Genomic DNA, 15,073 nt, shown 5'->3' with positions numbered 1-15,073 from the left:
CCATCGGCTTCCCCCTACATCTCGTTGAAATAGACGACCCGCACACCGAGGAACTCGGCCATGCGCCGGTGCTCCTCCTTTTTCTCGGGCGACACGGGGGCGCGGAACGGATCGACGACGCAGATCATCCAGGGCCAGGTCTCCCCGGTGGACCGATCGAGGATGGCCGGCCACACGAGGTGCTTGAGGTTCGCCGCCGTGCCGGCCACGAAGTGCCGCTCCTCGTCCTCCACCCCGACCTCGCGGATTCGCGCGCGCATCGGCTTCTGCTGGGTGGTCCCCGGAATGACTTCCCAGCCGGGGCCAAGGATCGCCGCGACCATTTGCTCGAGTGTCGCGGCCGGCCGCGACACGTACTTGGCGTACTTGCCCTCTCCTCGCCGCGCCCGCTCGTACTCCTTCATAGGGCAGTCCTTGAGCCAGGGACGGATGTTCGCTTGCTGCCCCACGAAGTCGAGAAGGCGGCCGCCAATCTCCGGATCCTCCGTCCACTCCCGATAGAGGCGGGTGCGATCCACGTCCTGGAGGTGCGGCCACCGGGCCTCGTCGGCCTGGCAGTAGATCCGCGTGACCACGGCCTTCTCGACGGTGGGCGGGATCTTGTAGTCGGTCACAGGATTCCTTTCGGCAGGGGGAACTGGAGACGGACTTCGTCCGCCGCGGTTTCGAGGTCGGCGGCGTCCTGGATCCACATATCCATCAGAGAGCCGACCGTTTCGTCCTGGAACTCGATCCGGGAGACATGCGGGAGTTCCAGGTGCTCGGTCTCCTCGGCCTCCAACGTCCGGCGCAGGTTCAGCACCGCTGCGGCGCGACGGATGTCGGTCACGAAGTCGAGGACCTTCAGAGCCTTTTTGCCGGGGCTCAGGCGCAGCCCCCGGCCGAGCTGTTGCACGAAGATCCGTCGGCTGTGGGTGACGCGCAGGAAGGCGATCAGATTTACGTCGGGCACGTCGACGCCTTCGTTGAACACGTCAACGCAGGTGATCACCGGGACGCGGCCGAGACGGAACTCGTTTAGCAGGACATCGCGGTGACGCTTCGACAGATTGCTGTGCAAATGGGAGGTGTTGGCCCAAGCCGGGTCCGCGACGGCGAGGAGGTCCGCCATGTGCTCGGCGTGTTCAATGGTCTGACAAAAGACGATGGCGCGGGGCTCGGCGGTCTCCCGCCAGACCGTCCGCAGGTGCTCGACGATCTCCTCGTCCCGCTGAGGGAGGAACAGGCGCCGGTTCAGATCCTTGATGGAGTAGCCGTGACGGCTGATGTCCTGGACAGCGTCCCAGTCGACACCGTCCGCATACAGCTTGTAATCGACGGCTGACAGGTAGCCCGCCGCCATGCCTTCGGCGATGCCCATCTTGAAACTTGGGTGGCCGAAGCGGGCGGTGATGTCGAACTTGTCGCCGCGCCAAGGGGTGGCGGTGACTCCGAATCGTCCCGCAGTCCCACACAGATCGAGGAGTTCCGCAAACCTGCCGGTCTCGGCCACGTGATGAGTCTCGTCGATCATGATGAGGTCGGGTTCGTACCCCACGCGTACGGCGGACAGTGCCGACTCGACGGTCGCGACGACGACGCCGTCGAGGGCCCGGGGTTTGCTCTCACCGGTGAGGAGGCGGGTGGGAACGCTCTTCGGGAGGTGCCGCCACAGCGCCTTCTCCAGCTGGCCGACCAGGTCGCGCATGTGCGCGACGACCAGGACGCGCGCGTCAGGACGCGAGGCGAGGAGATCGCCGATGACCTCGCCGCCGACGACCGTCTTACCCAGCCCCGTCGCCAACACCAGCAGAGCTGTCCCTTCGGTGTCGAGGTCCCGCTCGATCGCGGCCACGGCCTGCTGCTGGTACGGCCGCAGGGCGTAGCGGGCGGGTACGTGGTCAGGCATCCTCTGGCCGATCGCGTCCAGGGTGGCTCCGTGCCACAGGGCGATGTCGACGCCGATCCCCGCCAGCGCCTGGCGCCGCGCCTCGGCCGACGCGGTGATGTTCGTGTTGGTCACCAGGACGGCTTTGTCGGCTCGGTAGTGGGTGCGGGCGCGTTCGAGGTCGTCGACGCCCGCGTGATCGGCCGTGCCGTGCGCTTTCCACTTGCTCTGGAACACCCACTGCTCGCGGTCGCGGACCGCGAGCAGGTCGGCGCCATGGTCGTGGGCGCCGTCTATGACACGGACGTCGTGGAAACCCAGGTGCCACAGAGTCCGTTCGAGCGCCTTGGTCAGTCCCTCCGGGCCGCCGTCACGCAGTTCGGTGGCCGTCAGGAACGCGGCACTCACTCCTCACCTGCCAGTTCGTCGCGCAGAAGGGTGATGCTCAGGCGGGCGCGCCGCAGCTGCGGCGCGGTGGCCTCCCCAGCGAAGGTGCCGAGCGTCGCGACGTCCGCGAGGCATCCCGTGACCCGGGCCAGGCTCAGGGCCTTCCCGGACGGCGAGGACACCCCGGAGTACGGGCCACGGAAGACGGATCCGTCCATGAATGAGGCCGGCATCGCCTCGACGAGCCGGACCAGGGCCAGCGCGGGGACGTGGTGGACGAATCCGGAGTCCAGGCCGAGACGGCTCACGAGGCCGACACGTCCGGCGGCGATCATCGCCTCCTCGGTCGCGATCTTTTCCTCGTCAGAGAGGCGACCGTAGGCGGTTGCGTAGCCGCCACCGCTGCGATCGAGGACCTCGGCCACACGCTCGCGGATCTCCGCCAGGAGGTCGCGGGACTCGGCGCCGACGGTGGTGCCGTTGAGCGCGCTTTCCTGCAGGGACTCGGCGCGGATCGCCGCGACGAGCTGGGACGGGCTCCAGTCGGAACGCGCCCGAACCTTCAGGACGGCGGCCAGTTCGACCAGGAGGAGGTCAGAGTAGTCCGCTCCGAATCGCTGGAACGCGGAGTGCTCGGGGTCGACGAGGGCGGTCAGCTCGTTGCCAGATCGCTGGTCGAGCAGAACCGGGACGCGCAGGCCCTTGTCGTCGAGGAGCCGCTCGTCCGGCTTCAGCAGCAGCGTCCGCACCTTCACGTAGCCGAGCTCGGGGTGGCCGAACGACCGACTCAGGTACGCGTGCGGAGACGCCGCGCTTTCGTACCGGGCCAGGCGCTCGCTGCGGGTCTCCGTTTTCGCCTTGACCGCCACAGTTGTCTGGGCGGGCAAGGTGGAGATGGCCTTGGAGCCGGTCGTGAGCGGGGCGGCGCCGGAGGCGGGGATGTCGGTGGGAAGGCCGAGGGCACCCAGGACGGCCTGCTCGTCGGGCAGGGTCGGCACGCTCGCCGCCGTCTTGGCCTCCTTGCCCCGCTTCTTCTCCTCCTCGTGTCGCAGGACCGCCTGCCACCAGTGCTCGTCTGTCTGGAACTCAGCGGCGCCTGCCCGGAACTTTCGGCCCCAGTCCCGAGTGTCCGAGTGGATCGGCTTGCCGCCATCGCCTGGGACGAGGTAGCGCAGGCCCGCGTCGTTGCGGCGGAAGCCCTTGAACAGCAGGGCCAACGGGCTCTCGTTCTCCGGGTAGCCGAGCTTGCTGGCCCGCTGGGGCTGGAGCGGCGCCACGCCGCGCAGCAGTTCCACGGCGGTGAGCCAGCTACGGTCCCCGTACTCGAACGCGTCCTTCTGGTAGATGACGGGGACGTGGTCGAGATGGATCTCGCCGATGAGGCGGCCACCCTGGTGGGCGAGCTCGACCGGGTACTCGGGCTCTTCGTTCCCCGCGACTCCGTCAGGGTTGTTCCAGGTGAAAAGCTGCTTGTCCCAGCGCAAAATCTTTCGGCCGTTGCGTAGGAAGTCGATCCCGTACTCGGTCTTGTCGAGGTAGCGCTGGACGCCGAGCCAGCCGTGGATTCGGCGCTCGCGCACGGCCAGGTTGTCGCTGCCGCAGACTGAACAGACCTCACCCGAACCGATCTGCCACTCTCCACAGTCCCGGCAGGCGATCCCGTCTTGGAGTCTCTCGTTGATCGGGATGTAGGCGGGAACCCGCTCCTTGCCGTTGTAGAGCACGTAACGGTCGTCGCCCCAGCGGCAGTGACGGACCGGTTTGACTTGCGCCCCGCCGACGTAGAGCTCGAAGGGATGCTCCGTCAGGATCCACGAGTACACCGAGCCCAGGGTGTTGCGGAGCGAGGCGCCGTTGCGGCGCAGCCACTCGGCGCGCGCTGGTTGCAGGCGGTCGATGATGATCCTCGTGCCGTGGTGGGACGGGTTGTCCTTCGGCTCGGTGATGTCCTTCGCTTCGAAGTCGTCCTTGATCTGGTCGAGGTCGATCTCGACGCCGATCCACTTCGTGTCGCCGGCGCGGGTGGTCAGGACACGCGTGCGCCTGCCGAGGCGCGCGGTCGAGATGTTGAAGCCCATGCCGAACAGGCCGAGCTTGTCGTGCATGTCGTTCCCGGACCAACCGGCCCTCACCGCGCGCGCCAGCCGCTTGTACGACATACCGCGCCCGGTGTCGCGGACTTCCAGGACCCCCTTCGGGGAAGACGGCAGGGTCACGCTGACCGTGAAGCCGTCAGGCCACTCCACCCCCGAGCGCAGGACGTCGAGGAAGTCGTCGAAGGGGTTGTCGACGAGTTCGGCCACACACTGCCACTCGTCGAAATCGATCTCGCCCAGCATGCTGAGTACGCGGGCGGAAGGGGTGATCTTCACTCCGGCGGAACCCTCCTGACGGGTGGGGACGCTGTTACGACGGCCGCGGCCGTGCGTGGGCACGGCGAAGCCGCCCGACCCTGATGAGCCGAGCGTTCGATCCCGAGAGTAGAGGCGACCACTGACAATCCGGCCGGAGTTTGCGAATCCCGGTGAATCATGTGGCTACTGGGGCAGGGATGAAAGGGTTGAATCCTCGCGAACAGGGGTGATTCCGCCGCGGATGGTGAGGAGAGAGGCCGCCCTCGATGACGCGGGTCTTCTTACGCACCAGGTTCGCGACGCGTTCCGCCGCGGCTTGAGGATCTCCGTGTCTCCCGCCTATGCGGCAGCGATGGAGGGGCCGCCTCCGGCACCGTCTTCTTGTCTCGGGTGCCGCGATTGATGCCCTGGGCAAGGGCAATGACGTGCAGTCACCTGTGTTAACGTCAGCTCAGGGCTGGAGTGGTGATTCGAAGTCCATCCGAAGTCATCGTCGACGGCACGGCCGCCCTGCCCATGAGCGTCTTGGCCGAGGCGGGTATTAACTCCGGTGAGACATCGTCGGCTCATAGCGATGGGGGCGACAGGATCGTCTTGTGCCGTTCGAATGACGCTGCCAGTGACCTGATCAGTGGTCGCTCGCTATAGCGACGATGTGCGCCAAGCCGCGCTTTCGCCGGACGGCGTTCTCGATTCGAGTCGCCGCCTGGTTGAGGTCGTCGTGCTCCCAAACGCGGATGACTGTCCAGCCAACCGCGGCCAGCGTGTCGTTGGTCTCCGTGTCCCTTGCCCTGTTACCGTTGATCTTCTCCCGCCAGAAATCCGCGTTCTTCGTGGCAGGCCGGTAGTGGTCCGGGCAGCCATGCCAGAAGCAGCCGTCCACGAATACAGCGATGCGGTCGCCAGGGAAGACGAGGTCGGCTCTTCGCCGGACGTCGGCGATTGGCCGACTGTCGACCCTGTAGCGCATGCCGCGGCGATGGAGCAGGCTGCGGAGGAGCAGCTCCGGCCTGGTGTTCTTGCTGCGGTTTCCGCGCATGGAAGCCCGCACCTCGAGTGATGACGCCGTCGACTCGGGCGGCAACGTTTCTTCCGCTAGAAGCCCCTTTGCTCGCGCTTGTCGCCAAGCGTCGGCCAGGTTCTCTTTGCGGGAGTCGAGCTCGACCTCGCAGACATACCTCTCCTCGGTCTTGCCGTCCCGTGACCAGCGGAGATAGGCGCGAATGCGCCGTGTGCTCCGGTACAAGCGGAGCGTGATCGAGGCGCGGGCGAGGCGCCCGTCGCCCAAGTCTACGTTGCGTCGATTGCGGCCACCGGCAGCGCGGTCTTGCTCAACCGCCGGCGCGGCCGCGCCAGCTCGACGCTTATACGCGCGCTCTGGGGGCAGTCTGTCCTTCCAGTGCCCCCCGACCCCTGTCTGCGGCATAACCCTAGTGTCCCGCTGCGGATAGGGCGTCGGCGACGGCCTTGGCGAAGAACTCACCGAGGACGACCGGAACAGCGTTGCCCAACTGTCGCATTTGCTCGCCTCGAGGCCCGGAGCCGTGCCATTCGTCCGGGAACGTCATTACTCGGGCGGTCTCGCGCACGGTCATGTAACGGTGCAAGTAGGTCCAGCCGTCCGGTGACGAGGAGTCGCGTACCCGCTTGTCCAGCAGCATCACGGACTCACCACCCGGCACGCCATGAACGCCAGCCTTGACGGTCTTCGCGGGACGGTCGAGTTCGTTTGGGGTGTGACCCTTATAGATGCGGGCTCCAGGCCACCCGATGTGACCGACGACGTCGATCTCCTGGCTGAAGTCGAACTTCTCGTGGAGTCGGGCAAGATCGACAGAGGGCAGCGCCGGGAGTTTCGTGTCCGTGCCATAGCCCTGGATGGCGTCGCGCAACGTCCGCCACGGCTGGCAGTCATCTTCCTTGATCACCTTCGGGAGGCTCTTTCGTACCCGTTCGCGAACGTGGTCCTCTACGTCTGAATGGCGTCTCCAGTAAGGGCCGTCCTCGTCACGCATCGAGCGGAACAAGGCATCCGACGAGAACCTCTCCGTCTTGACATACTTTTCGAAGGCTTCGACGTCCACGCCGAGGTCAGCCCGGAAGGCCACGAGTACCACGCGGTTACGCACCTGCGGGACTCCGTAGTTGGCGGCGTTGACTCGCACCATCACGACTTTGTAGTGATCCGGGTCACTGTCTTCGTCGGATAGTCGGTCGAGAATGCGGGTCAGGTGTGCGTTGTGGTCCTGCCACTTGACCTCGTCAACGCGCTTCTCGAACGGAAGGCGCAGCTCGTTCTGGATGTATTGGAAGTACTCGGCGAATGACGGCCGCAGTAGCCCGCGGACGTTCTCGCAAATAACCGCCTTCGGGCGCATCTCTCGCACGGCCTTGAACATGGCGGGGAACATGTTGCGCTTGTCCTCATCGCCCTTGGCGGCCCCGCCGGCGCTGAACGGCTGGCACGGAGGGCCTCCGGCGAGGACGTCGACCTCACCCTGGAGAGCGCTCAGGTCCAGGTCGCGCACGTCCCCCGGGTAGAGGGGGGCCGGCCGCCCCGGCTGGGGCGGCTTGGGGTTCTTCTCCTCGGTGCGCTCGAGACCGTCGACGCCGAGGGTCTTCCGCGCGCTCGCGATGAGCGTCTCGCAGGCCCGGTTGTTGAACTCGTTGAACAGGAGCGGACGGAAGCCCGCTTGGTGAACCGCCATGGCGAGGCCGCCCCCACCCGCGAACAGTTCGACGCTGGTTCGCGGCTTCATTGTTTCTTCAGGCAGGTCAACCATGAGGAAACCATACCGCGGAGTTGGTGATCGCGGTGGGTTTTCACTCGAACGGGTCGCCTATAAGTGAGCAAGACCATAGGGTTCGTGGTGATCAACGAGGCGGAAGGGGCCCAAGGGAATGACGCAGGCGGCCAGGTCGGACGGCCGTGGCACCTACCACGATGACTTCCGGTTGAGCATCACCAAGGCTCTTGGCGATCAACTGGCCCATGCCCTGACGCGCCTTGGTCGCGCCCCGCTCGTCGAGCAACGCCTTGCCAGTCTCGACGAGCGGCCCGGCGTCTACCAGCTATACCTTCACGGCAAGTTCGTCTACGTGGGCAAGGCCGATAAGTCTCTGCCTAGTCGACTGGCAAACCATCTGCGAAAGCTTTCGGGCCGACGCAACATCGACATCCGCCACGTTTCGTTCTCCTGTCTGTACGTCGATGAGGACTTTTCCGCCCTGGCTCCTGAGCAGCTGCTCATAAGCCATCACAAAGAAATGGGCGACATACCGTGGAACAACAACGGATTCGGCAATAAAGACCCGGGGCGTCAGCGTGACAGCACGATCCTGAAGAAGAACCACTTCGACGTCGTCTACCCGATCGACCTGGAACGTGCCGTCGAGGGTCTGACACCCGGAAGGATCGCGCTGAGCGCCTTTCTCAAGGCACTCAAGAACGGACTGCCGTACAACTTCCGGTACATCGAGCCGCCGGACTCGAAGGCGACCTTCTTGACCGTGCCGCAGGCTGGTCTGTCCGCCGGTGAGGCGTTCCACTTGGTATCCGAGGCGCTTCCAGAGACGTGGCAGATCACTGCCCTCATGGGGTACGTGATCATGTATGCGGACTCCCCGGGCGAGTACAAGAGCGCCTGGCGGTACTACCGGTCTGGCAGAGTGGTCGAGACTGAGCCCGAGGCATCGCCCGAGGAGATCACCCAGGATGATCTCTTTGAACCAGACGAGTGACCAGAAAGCGCAGACGAACATAGCCCGCCCGGCGGAACCTCCCCGCCGACGCTGGATCACCGATCAGGAAGCCATGACCGCCGAGTACACCCCCGCGTCGTTCGACCCTCTGTCGACCGCGCAGATCGCGACCACCATCTGTGAGACCTTCGAGCGGCAACCCCTGGTCTCTATGACGGACGAGATCCCGAGGTTCGAGGGATCCGGACTCTATGCCCTGTACTACCGCGGTGCGACCGTAGCCCTGTATCTCCCGCTCGCAAGCCTTCAAATCCCCGTCTACGCGGGGCAGGCCCTTTCCAGTAACACCGCCACTGGGGAGAGGGTTCGGGAGCGATATCCCCTCCATAGCAGGCTCAGGCAACATCGCCTGTCGATCATGGAAGGGGGCCTGCCGATCGCCGAGTTCCGGTTTCGGGCCCTCCTGTTGCCTGATGTGCATGCCGACTTGGGTGAGAACGCGTTGCGCGTTGGATACACGCCGATCTGGAACAGCAAGCTGAAGGGCTTCGGCAGTAAGGAGCAGGGGGCGACGACTCGTCAGAGCAAGAAGAGCAAGTGGGACACCGTGCATGATGGGCGCCGGCGTACTCACGGTGGCGTCGTCCATGACGTTGAGAAGCTGGTCGTGGAGGCCAAGGCCCACATAGCGCGGCAGGTGAGCGACTACGACGAACTGCCGTGGCCTCACCCCGTAACAGATACCTATATGGATCTTGAGACCCTTTGAGGGGGCTGCCGCATGAATGGGTGACCGTGTCACTCCTGCGGCAGCCCCGGATACCGGCGCCGGTACGGGCGGCGCGATCGGTACGCATTGGAGCTGGATCTGCGACCACTGCGGATCGAACGCGGTACTACTCTCGGATACGCGAAAGCCCAGAACGGGATGGATCTTCGTCACTGTGTGCTCGGTGACCGCCCGCACCGCGCTGATGATCTCTTCACCGGCGGTCCGGAGCGCGGCTAGCGTCGTGGTGTCAGGCCACGACTGCTCGGCGGTTTTGCGTACCACGGCCAGCGCTTTTATGAGTTGGTTCTGTGTCACCATGCCTACGGCCTCGGACTGAATGCCAGGCGCGCGCTCGCGGGCTTCGTCGAGCAGCAGCGTGACGGCGGGAGCATGGACAGGGGGACGGGTTCTCTTATCTCGATTGCAGGGGCCGCAGCTCGGGACGAGATTGCCAAATCCGAGGAGATCGAAGTCTCCAGCAAGCCATGTAGTTCGAGTAGCGAGCCCCGCTCTCTGGCAATTTTTGGCAAACGAGATGCTTGGGTAGCACGTGCTCGACCTCGAACGCGCTGAAGTACAGGGGGCGTCGGCACCAGGCGCGTATCTCTTCCCACGCGATGAACAGGCCGAGGCGCTCGGCAGCGGACAACCTCTTGGGCACGGGCCGATCGTAACGGCGAGGTCCACAGAGGCGGTCTGAGCATGGAAGCCCCGCCAGCCCCACCTTCGGATTCGCTGGTGTACGAGCGGAGGTGACCAGCAGCGAGCGGGGCTGCTAGGGCCGGGTCTCCCGGCAGGGAGGGCCACGATCAAGATCGTCCTCCCGGCCTTCTCCCGAACGATCATCGAAGACGCTGGAAGGGCCTGACTCTCTCTGAGAGTCAGGCCCTTCCAGGTGTTACAGCTGTCGGGGTGGCGGGATTTGAACCCACGACCTCTTCGTCCCGAACGAAGCGCGCTGCCAAGCTGCGCTACACCCCGATGTCGCTGCTGTCGCTGCGACGTCGTTTACTTTAGCCCACCGGGGGCCTGAGGCGAAATCCGGTTAGACGCGGCGGCGGACCGGGGTGGGGCGGGTGTGGTCGAGGGCGACCAGGAGCAGGGCGAGGGCGTAGATCGCCAGGCCGAGGAGGAGCGCGTTGGCCAGGGTGTGGCGGTAGCCGTGGGCCGTGACGTCCAGGAAGGGGTAGAGGGGGTGGGTCGGGGCGAAGATCGCCCGGGTCAGTGTGAAGATCAGGTAGGTCAGGGGGAACAGCAGCCATGCCGCCGCCTGGCGCAGGTGCATCCGGGACGCCGGGGTCAGCAGGAGCCAGTCCAGTACCGCCGCCAGGGGGATCACCGTGTGCAGTACCTGGAGCGCGGCCCACTGGGCGTGCCACCGCACCGGGGGTGCCGTCGCGCCGGTCATGGTGAACGGCGGCGTCGTGTGGGCCAGCAGCAGGTGGTACACCAGCGCGCTGATCACCGCGTACAGCAGGACCGCGCCCGTCAGGGCCGCGGGCAGGGCCCGGCGCGGGCGCCAGGAGCGGGAGGCCGACACCAGCATGACCACCGCCAGCAGCACCGTGCTCTGCACGCTGAAGTAGCTCAGCGCGCGGGCCGGGCCGGCGAGGTAGACCTCCAGGGCCACCCCCGCCCCCGCCAGCAGCGCGGTCAGCAGGCGGTACGTGGCCACCAGGGGGCGTCGGACCGGGGCCACCACCGCCGTCACCGGCACGAAGGACGGCTTCAGTACGGGCGTGCTCTCCCAGGGGATCGCGGGCAGATCCGGGATCTCCCTGGGCACGGGCGGTATCGGTGCGGTCATGCCCTCACGCTAGGCAGGAGGGCGAAATGCGGCCATTCAGGCCACTCCGGACGGGTTACACCCGCTCCACCAGCGTCAGCAGCGTCGCCTCCGGCGGGCAGGCGAAGCGGACCGGGGTGTAGCGGTTCGTGCCGCAGCCCGCGGAGACGTGCAGGTAGGAGGTGTTGCCCTCCGCCGTGTGGGTGGACAGCCCCTTCACCCGGTCCGCGTCCAGGTCGCAGTTGGTGACCAGCGCGCCGTAGAAGGGGATGCACAGCTGGCCGCCATGGGTGTGCCCGGCGAGGACCAGCGGGTAGCCGTCCGCCGTGAAGGCGTCCAGGGTGCGCAGGTAGGGGGCGTGGACGACGCCCATCGAGAAGTCGGACGTTCCGGAGGGGCCGCCCGCCACACGGGCGTAACGGTCGCGCTTGATGTGCGGGTCGTCCAGGCCGGTCAGCTCGATGGAGACGCCCTCGACCTTCAGCACGCCCCGCTGGTTGGTCAGGTTCAGCCAGCCCGCGGTGTCGAAGCCGTCCCTGAGGTCCTCCCAGGGGTTGTGGATCACACCGACCGCGGGCGCGTTGCCGTTCAGGCCGTGCTTCCCGCTCGCCTTCTCCAGCAGGTACCGCGCGGGGTTGCGGAGCTTGGGGCCGTAGTAGTCGTTGGAGCCGAAGACGTACGCGCCCGGGAACTCCATCAGCGGGCCCAGCGCGTCCAGCGTCTCGGGGACACCCTCAGGGTCCGAGAGGTTGTCACCGGTGTTGATCACGAAGTCGGGCCGCAGCCCGGCCAGCGACTGGAGCCAGCGCTGCTTCTTGCGCTGCCCGCCGACCATGTGGATGTCGGAGACCTGCAGCATCCGCAGCGGGCGCATGCCCGGCGGGAGGACCGGCACGGTCACTCGTCGGAGGCGGAAGGAGCGGACCTCGAAGCCCGCCGCGTACGCCACACCGGCGGCCCCGGCCGCCATGATCCCCAGAGGTACTCCGTATCGCGCGCGCATACGCCCATCGTGTCAGACCCCGCCGAAGCCTCAAGAGCGGGCGCCCCCTCAATCAAGCCCCTTTAATCAGGGGGCGTTTAATCAGGGGGCGTTCGGCCGTACGCACCTGCGACAATCGGTCCATGACCACCACGCTCAAGGCGAAGCTCCACGACGACCTCAACGCCGCGATCCGCGAGCGCGACGAGCTGCGCTCCGCGACGCTCCGGCTGACCCTCTCCGCGATCACCAAGGAGGAGGTCGCGGGCAAGGAGAAGCGCGAGCTGTCCGACGACGAGGTCCTCAAGGTGATCACCAAGGAGGCGAAGAAGCGCCGCGAGGCCGCGGACGCGTTCGCCCAGGGTGGCCGTCCCGAGCAGGCCGAGCGGGAGAAGGCGGAGGGCGAGCTGCTCGCCACCTACCTGCCCAAGCAGCTCTCCGACGACGAGCTGACCACGATCGTGGCCCAGGCCGTCGAGGAGGCGAAGGCGGGCGGGGCCGAGGGTCCGCGTGCCATGGGCGCCGTCATGAAGATCGTGAACCCCAAGGTGGCCGGTCAGGCCGACGGCGGCCGGGTCGCCGCGATCGTGAAGCAGCAGCTCCAGGGCTGAGGCCACGTGCATGACAGTGGGGCCGCACCTTTTCGAAAGGTGCGGCCCCACTGTCGTACCCAAGAACTCAGTTCCGGCGTCCGCCGTTCGTGTTCCCCTGCACCAGGTTCCCCGGCTTCGGCTTCGTCGGCTTCGGCTGACCGGCTCCTGGACGGCCGCCGTTGTTGCCGCCGTTCCCGCCGGTCAGGCCGCCGAAGAGGCCGCCGATCAGGCCGCCGCCCGGCGTGCCCTGGCGGCCGCCATTGCCGTCACCACGGCCGTTGTCCCCGCCGTCGCCCTTGTCCTGCTCGTCGGGGATGTCGATCGTGTTGAAGTCGGGCGCGTCCTTGCCCGCGAGGGCGCCGGACATCGCGTCCCGCCAGATCGGGCCCGGTACGCCACCACCGAAGACCTGGTCGTGGTACGTGCCGCCGATGGTGATGCCGCTCATCTTCACGTCCTGCCGGGCGCTGCCGACCCAGACCGCGCCGGACATGTTGGGGGTGTAGCCGACGAACCAGGCGTTCTTCCGCCCGTCCGTCGTACCCGTCTTGCCCGCGCTGTCCCGGTCGTTCAGGCCCGCCTCCTGGCCGGTACCGGAGTCGATCACGTCCCGGAGCAGGGTGTTGACCGTGTCCGCCGTCTTCTCGCTCATCGCCCGCGAGCACGTCGACTTCGGCACGGGGAGCGACTTCTCCTCGTCACCGGCCTTCTCGGTGATCGACTCGATGGCGACCGGCGAGCAGTACATGCCGCGCGCCGCGAAGGTGGCGTACGCGTTGGCCATGGTCAGCGGGGACAGGCCCTTGGCGCCGAGCGCGATGGACGGCTCCTGCGGCAGCTTGGTGCCGTCGCCCTGCACCACGTGCATCTTGTCGGCCATCTTGACCACCGGGCACAGCCCGATGTCGGAGATGAGCTGCACGAAGTAGGTGTTGACCGACTTGGCCATCGCCTCCTTCATGCGGTACGGGCCCTTCTCGGACTCGTTCTCGTTCTCCACCGTCTCCTTCTCGGTGTTGCGGTAGGGCGTGGCACCGCAGCGCTGGACGGGGCTCGGATAATTCATCTTGTACGGCGCCGAGTACGCCTGCGTCGGCGGCTTGCCGCCCTCGATCGCGGCCGCGGCCACGAACGGCTTGAACGTCGAACCCGTCGGGAAGCCGAAGTTGGAGCCGCCCAGGTCCCGGTCGACCGAGAAGTTGTACTCGGTCTCGTCCTTGCCGTAGCCGAACGGCTTCGACTGGCCCATCGCCAGCACCTTGCCGGTGCCCGGCTGCACCAGGGTCGAGGCCGCCGCCACCGAGTCGGACTTGTAGACGTGGTCCTTCAGCGAGTCCTGCACCGACTTCTGCGCCGTCGGGTCCAGCGTCGTACGGATCGTCAGGCCGCCCTTGTTCCAGAGCTTGGCGCGCTCCTCGCGGGTCTTGCCGAACACCGGGTCGGTGAGGAAGACGTTCTCGACGTACTTGCAGAAGAAGGCGGAGTCGCGGGTCGCCGTGATGCAGCCGTTCTTGGGGCGGCTGACGCGCAGGCCCAGCGGCTCCTGGCCCGCGCGGTCGGCCTCGGCCTGGGAGATGTCGCCCAGCTCGGCCATGCGCTGGAGCACGGTGTTGCGCCGCTTGGTGGCCTCGGCCTCGTCGTTCACCGGGTCGTAGCGGCTCGGGGACTGCACGATGCCCGCCAGCAGGGCGGACTCCTGGAGGTTCAGGTCTTTGGCGGGCTTGGAGAAGTAGCGCTGGGCCGCGGCCTCGACGCCGTACGCCTGCTCGCCGAAGAAGGTGATGTTGAGGTAGTTCTCCAGGATCTTCTTCTTGCCGAGCTTCTCCTCGATCTGGATCGCGTACTTCAGCTCGCGGACCTTGCGGCCGAGGGTCTGCTGGGTGGCCTGGGCGACCTTGGTCGGGTCGTCCCCGGCCTCCTCGATGAAGTAGTTCTTCACCAGCTGCTGGGTGAGGGTGGACGCGCCCTGGGCGACGCCCCCGCTCTGCGCGTTCTTGTTCAGCGCGCGCAGCACACCCTTGAGGTCGATCGCGCCGTGCTGGTAGAAGCGCGAGTCCTCGATGGCGACGATGGACTTCTGCATGTAGGGCGAGATGTCCTTCAGCTCCACCACCGTGCGGTCACGGGAGTAGACGGTGGCCATCTGGTTGCCCCGGCTGTCCAGTATGGTCGTGCGCTGGCTGAGCTGGGGGCTCTTGAGGTTGGCCGGGATCTCGTCGAAGCCCTGCACCGAGCCCTTCGCGGCGAGGCCCAGCGCCCCGGCGGCCGGCAGAGCGATGCCCGCCGTCACCGCCCCCGCGAGCACGCTGACACCGAGGAACTTGGCGGCCTGCTGCGTGGCCGACAGACCACCGCCCGAGCGCTTCTTTGGCATGGGAGCAGCCTAAGCCGTGGTGATAAGCGTTCCGGGGGAGCGACGGGCCCTCGGGCGGTTCGGGTGCAGGATCGTGACGTCCGGTCGGGTGGTGCGACGGCATGAGAGCGTGGCGACGTGACGACGTCACGGCGTGGCAAAGCGGGGGCTCAGGTTGTCATTCGCCGGACACACGCACAGGCATTGGCCTAAGCTGCTCTCAACTGTCACAGCGGCGGGGCCAGGTAGCAATACGTCCGGCGACCCCGAATCGTTC

Annotated in this window: 11 protein-coding genes and 1 tRNA gene; 3 read left to right on the top strand and 9 right to left on the bottom strand. The window is 66.7% G+C overall.

The genetic code is table 11. The features are described 5' to 3' along the window. Positions 1-14: 14 nt before the first annotated feature. The 5 genes from ACI2LY_RS23450 to ACI2LY_RS23430 form a co-directional block, all read right to left on the bottom strand. Positions 15-614 carry a hypothetical protein gene (locus ACI2LY_RS23450; protein ID WP_404708881.1) on the bottom strand — a complete coding sequence of 200 codons (600 nt, stop codon included), beginning with the start codon at positions 612-614 and terminating at the stop codon, positions 15-17. Continuing rightward, a complete protein-coding gene (locus ACI2LY_RS23445; RefSeq protein WP_404708880.1) occupies positions 611-2,275 on the bottom strand; it encodes a DEAD/DEAH box helicase family protein in 1,665 nt (554 codons plus the stop codon). The genes ACI2LY_RS23450 and ACI2LY_RS23445 overlap by 4 nt, the downstream gene beginning before the upstream one ends. Then, positions 2,272-4,626, bottom strand: coding sequence for an ATP-binding protein (locus ACI2LY_RS23440; protein ID WP_404708879.1), 2,355 nt, complete (start codon positions 4,624-4,626; stop codon positions 2,272-2,274). The genes ACI2LY_RS23445 and ACI2LY_RS23440 overlap by 4 nt, the downstream gene beginning before the upstream one ends. A 610-nt stretch (positions 4,627-5,236) precedes the next feature. Next, positions 5,237-6,034, bottom strand: coding sequence for a very short patch repair endonuclease (locus ACI2LY_RS23435; RefSeq protein WP_404708878.1), 798 nt, complete (start codon positions 6,032-6,034; stop codon positions 5,237-5,239). Between the two features lie 4 nt (positions 6,035-6,038). After that, entirely contained in the window at positions 6,039-7,391 is a 1,353-nt protein-coding gene (locus ACI2LY_RS23430; protein ID WP_404708877.1) for a DNA cytosine methyltransferase, read from the bottom strand. A gap of 118 nt (positions 7,392-7,509) precedes the next feature. Between ACI2LY_RS23430 and ACI2LY_RS23425 the strand changes: the two genes are divergently transcribed. Beyond that, positions 7,510-8,349 carry a GIY-YIG nuclease family protein gene (locus ACI2LY_RS23425; protein WP_404708876.1) on the top strand — a complete coding sequence of 280 codons (840 nt, stop codon included), beginning with the start codon at positions 7,510-7,512 and terminating at the stop codon, positions 8,347-8,349. Positions 8,350-8,422: 73 nt separating this feature from the next. Beyond that, on the top strand, positions 8,423-9,079 hold the full coding sequence (locus ACI2LY_RS23420; protein WP_404708875.1) for an Eco29kI family restriction endonuclease: 657 nt from the start codon (positions 8,423-8,425) through the stop codon (positions 9,077-9,079). Between the two features lie 910 nt (positions 9,080-9,989). Here the strand turns inward: ACI2LY_RS23420 and ACI2LY_RS23415 are convergent. The 3 genes from ACI2LY_RS23415 to ACI2LY_RS23405 all read right to left on the bottom strand — a co-directional run bounded on the left by ACI2LY_RS23415 (position 9,990) and on the right by ACI2LY_RS23405 (position 11,871). Next, a tRNA-Pro gene (locus ACI2LY_RS23415) sits at positions 9,990-10,063 on the bottom strand. A gap of 64 nt (positions 10,064-10,127) precedes the next feature. Beyond that, on the bottom strand, positions 10,128-10,889 hold the full coding sequence (locus ACI2LY_RS23410; protein ID WP_404708874.1) for a Pr6Pr family membrane protein: 762 nt from the start codon (positions 10,887-10,889) through the stop codon (positions 10,128-10,130). A gap of 55 nt (positions 10,890-10,944) precedes the next feature. After that, positions 10,945-11,871, bottom strand: coding sequence for a metallophosphoesterase (locus ACI2LY_RS23405; protein ID WP_404708873.1), 927 nt, complete (start codon positions 11,869-11,871; stop codon positions 10,945-10,947). Between the two features lie 122 nt (positions 11,872-11,993). On the opposite strand from ACI2LY_RS23405, the gene ACI2LY_RS23400 reads away from it, so the two are divergent. Next, positions 11,994-12,461 (top strand): GatB/YqeY domain-containing protein, encoded by a 468-nt coding sequence (locus ACI2LY_RS23400; protein ID WP_389004230.1) that lies wholly within the window; start codon positions 11,994-11,996, stop codon positions 12,459-12,461. Between the two features lie 67 nt (positions 12,462-12,528). On the opposite strand, the gene ACI2LY_RS23395 is transcribed toward ACI2LY_RS23400, so the two are convergent. Then, entirely contained in the window at positions 12,529-14,817 is a 2,289-nt protein-coding gene (locus ACI2LY_RS23395; RefSeq protein ID WP_404708872.1) for a transglycosylase domain-containing protein, read from the bottom strand. Positions 14,818-15,073 lie beyond the last annotated feature (256 nt).

Origin of the sequence: Streptomyces sp. NPDC002176 (assembly GCF_044903645.1) — a bacterium.
GTDB lineage: Bacteria > Actinomycetota > Actinomycetes > Streptomycetales > Streptomycetaceae > Streptomyces.
Note: the sequence above shows the minus strand (reverse complement) of the source record. Positions and strands in the feature narration are given on the sequence as shown.

Bases quoted from the DNA above. Each gene is read 5' to 3' on its own strand.
- ACI2LY_RS23435 (WP_404708878.1), bottom strand. From the start codon at position 6,034: ATGCCGCAGACAGGGGTCGGGGGGCACTGGAAGGACAGACTGCCCCCA.
- ACI2LY_RS23430 (WP_404708877.1), bottom strand. From the start codon at position 7,391: ATGGTTGACCTGCCTGAAGAAACAATGAAGCCGCGAACCAGCGTCGAA.
- ACI2LY_RS23425 (WP_404708876.1), top strand. From the start codon at position 7,510: ATGACGCAGGCGGCCAGGTCGGACGGCCGTGGCACCTACCACGATGAC.
- ACI2LY_RS23420 (WP_404708875.1), top strand. From the start codon at position 8,423: ATGACCGCCGAGTACACCCCCGCGTCGTTCGACCCTCTGTCGACCGCG.
- ACI2LY_RS23410 (WP_404708874.1), bottom strand. From the start codon at position 10,889: ATGACCGCACCGATACCGCCCGTGCCCAGGGAGATCCCGGATCTGCCC.
- ACI2LY_RS23405 (WP_404708873.1), bottom strand. From the start codon at position 11,871: ATGCGCGCGCGATACGGAGTACCTCTGGGGATCATGGCGGCCGGGGCC.
- ACI2LY_RS23400 (WP_389004230.1), top strand. From the start codon at position 11,994: ATGACCACCACGCTCAAGGCGAAGCTCCACGACGACCTCAACGCCGCG.
- ACI2LY_RS23395 (WP_404708872.1), bottom strand. From the start codon at position 14,817: ATGCCAAAGAAGCGCTCGGGCGGTGGTCTGTCGGCCACGCAGCAGGCC.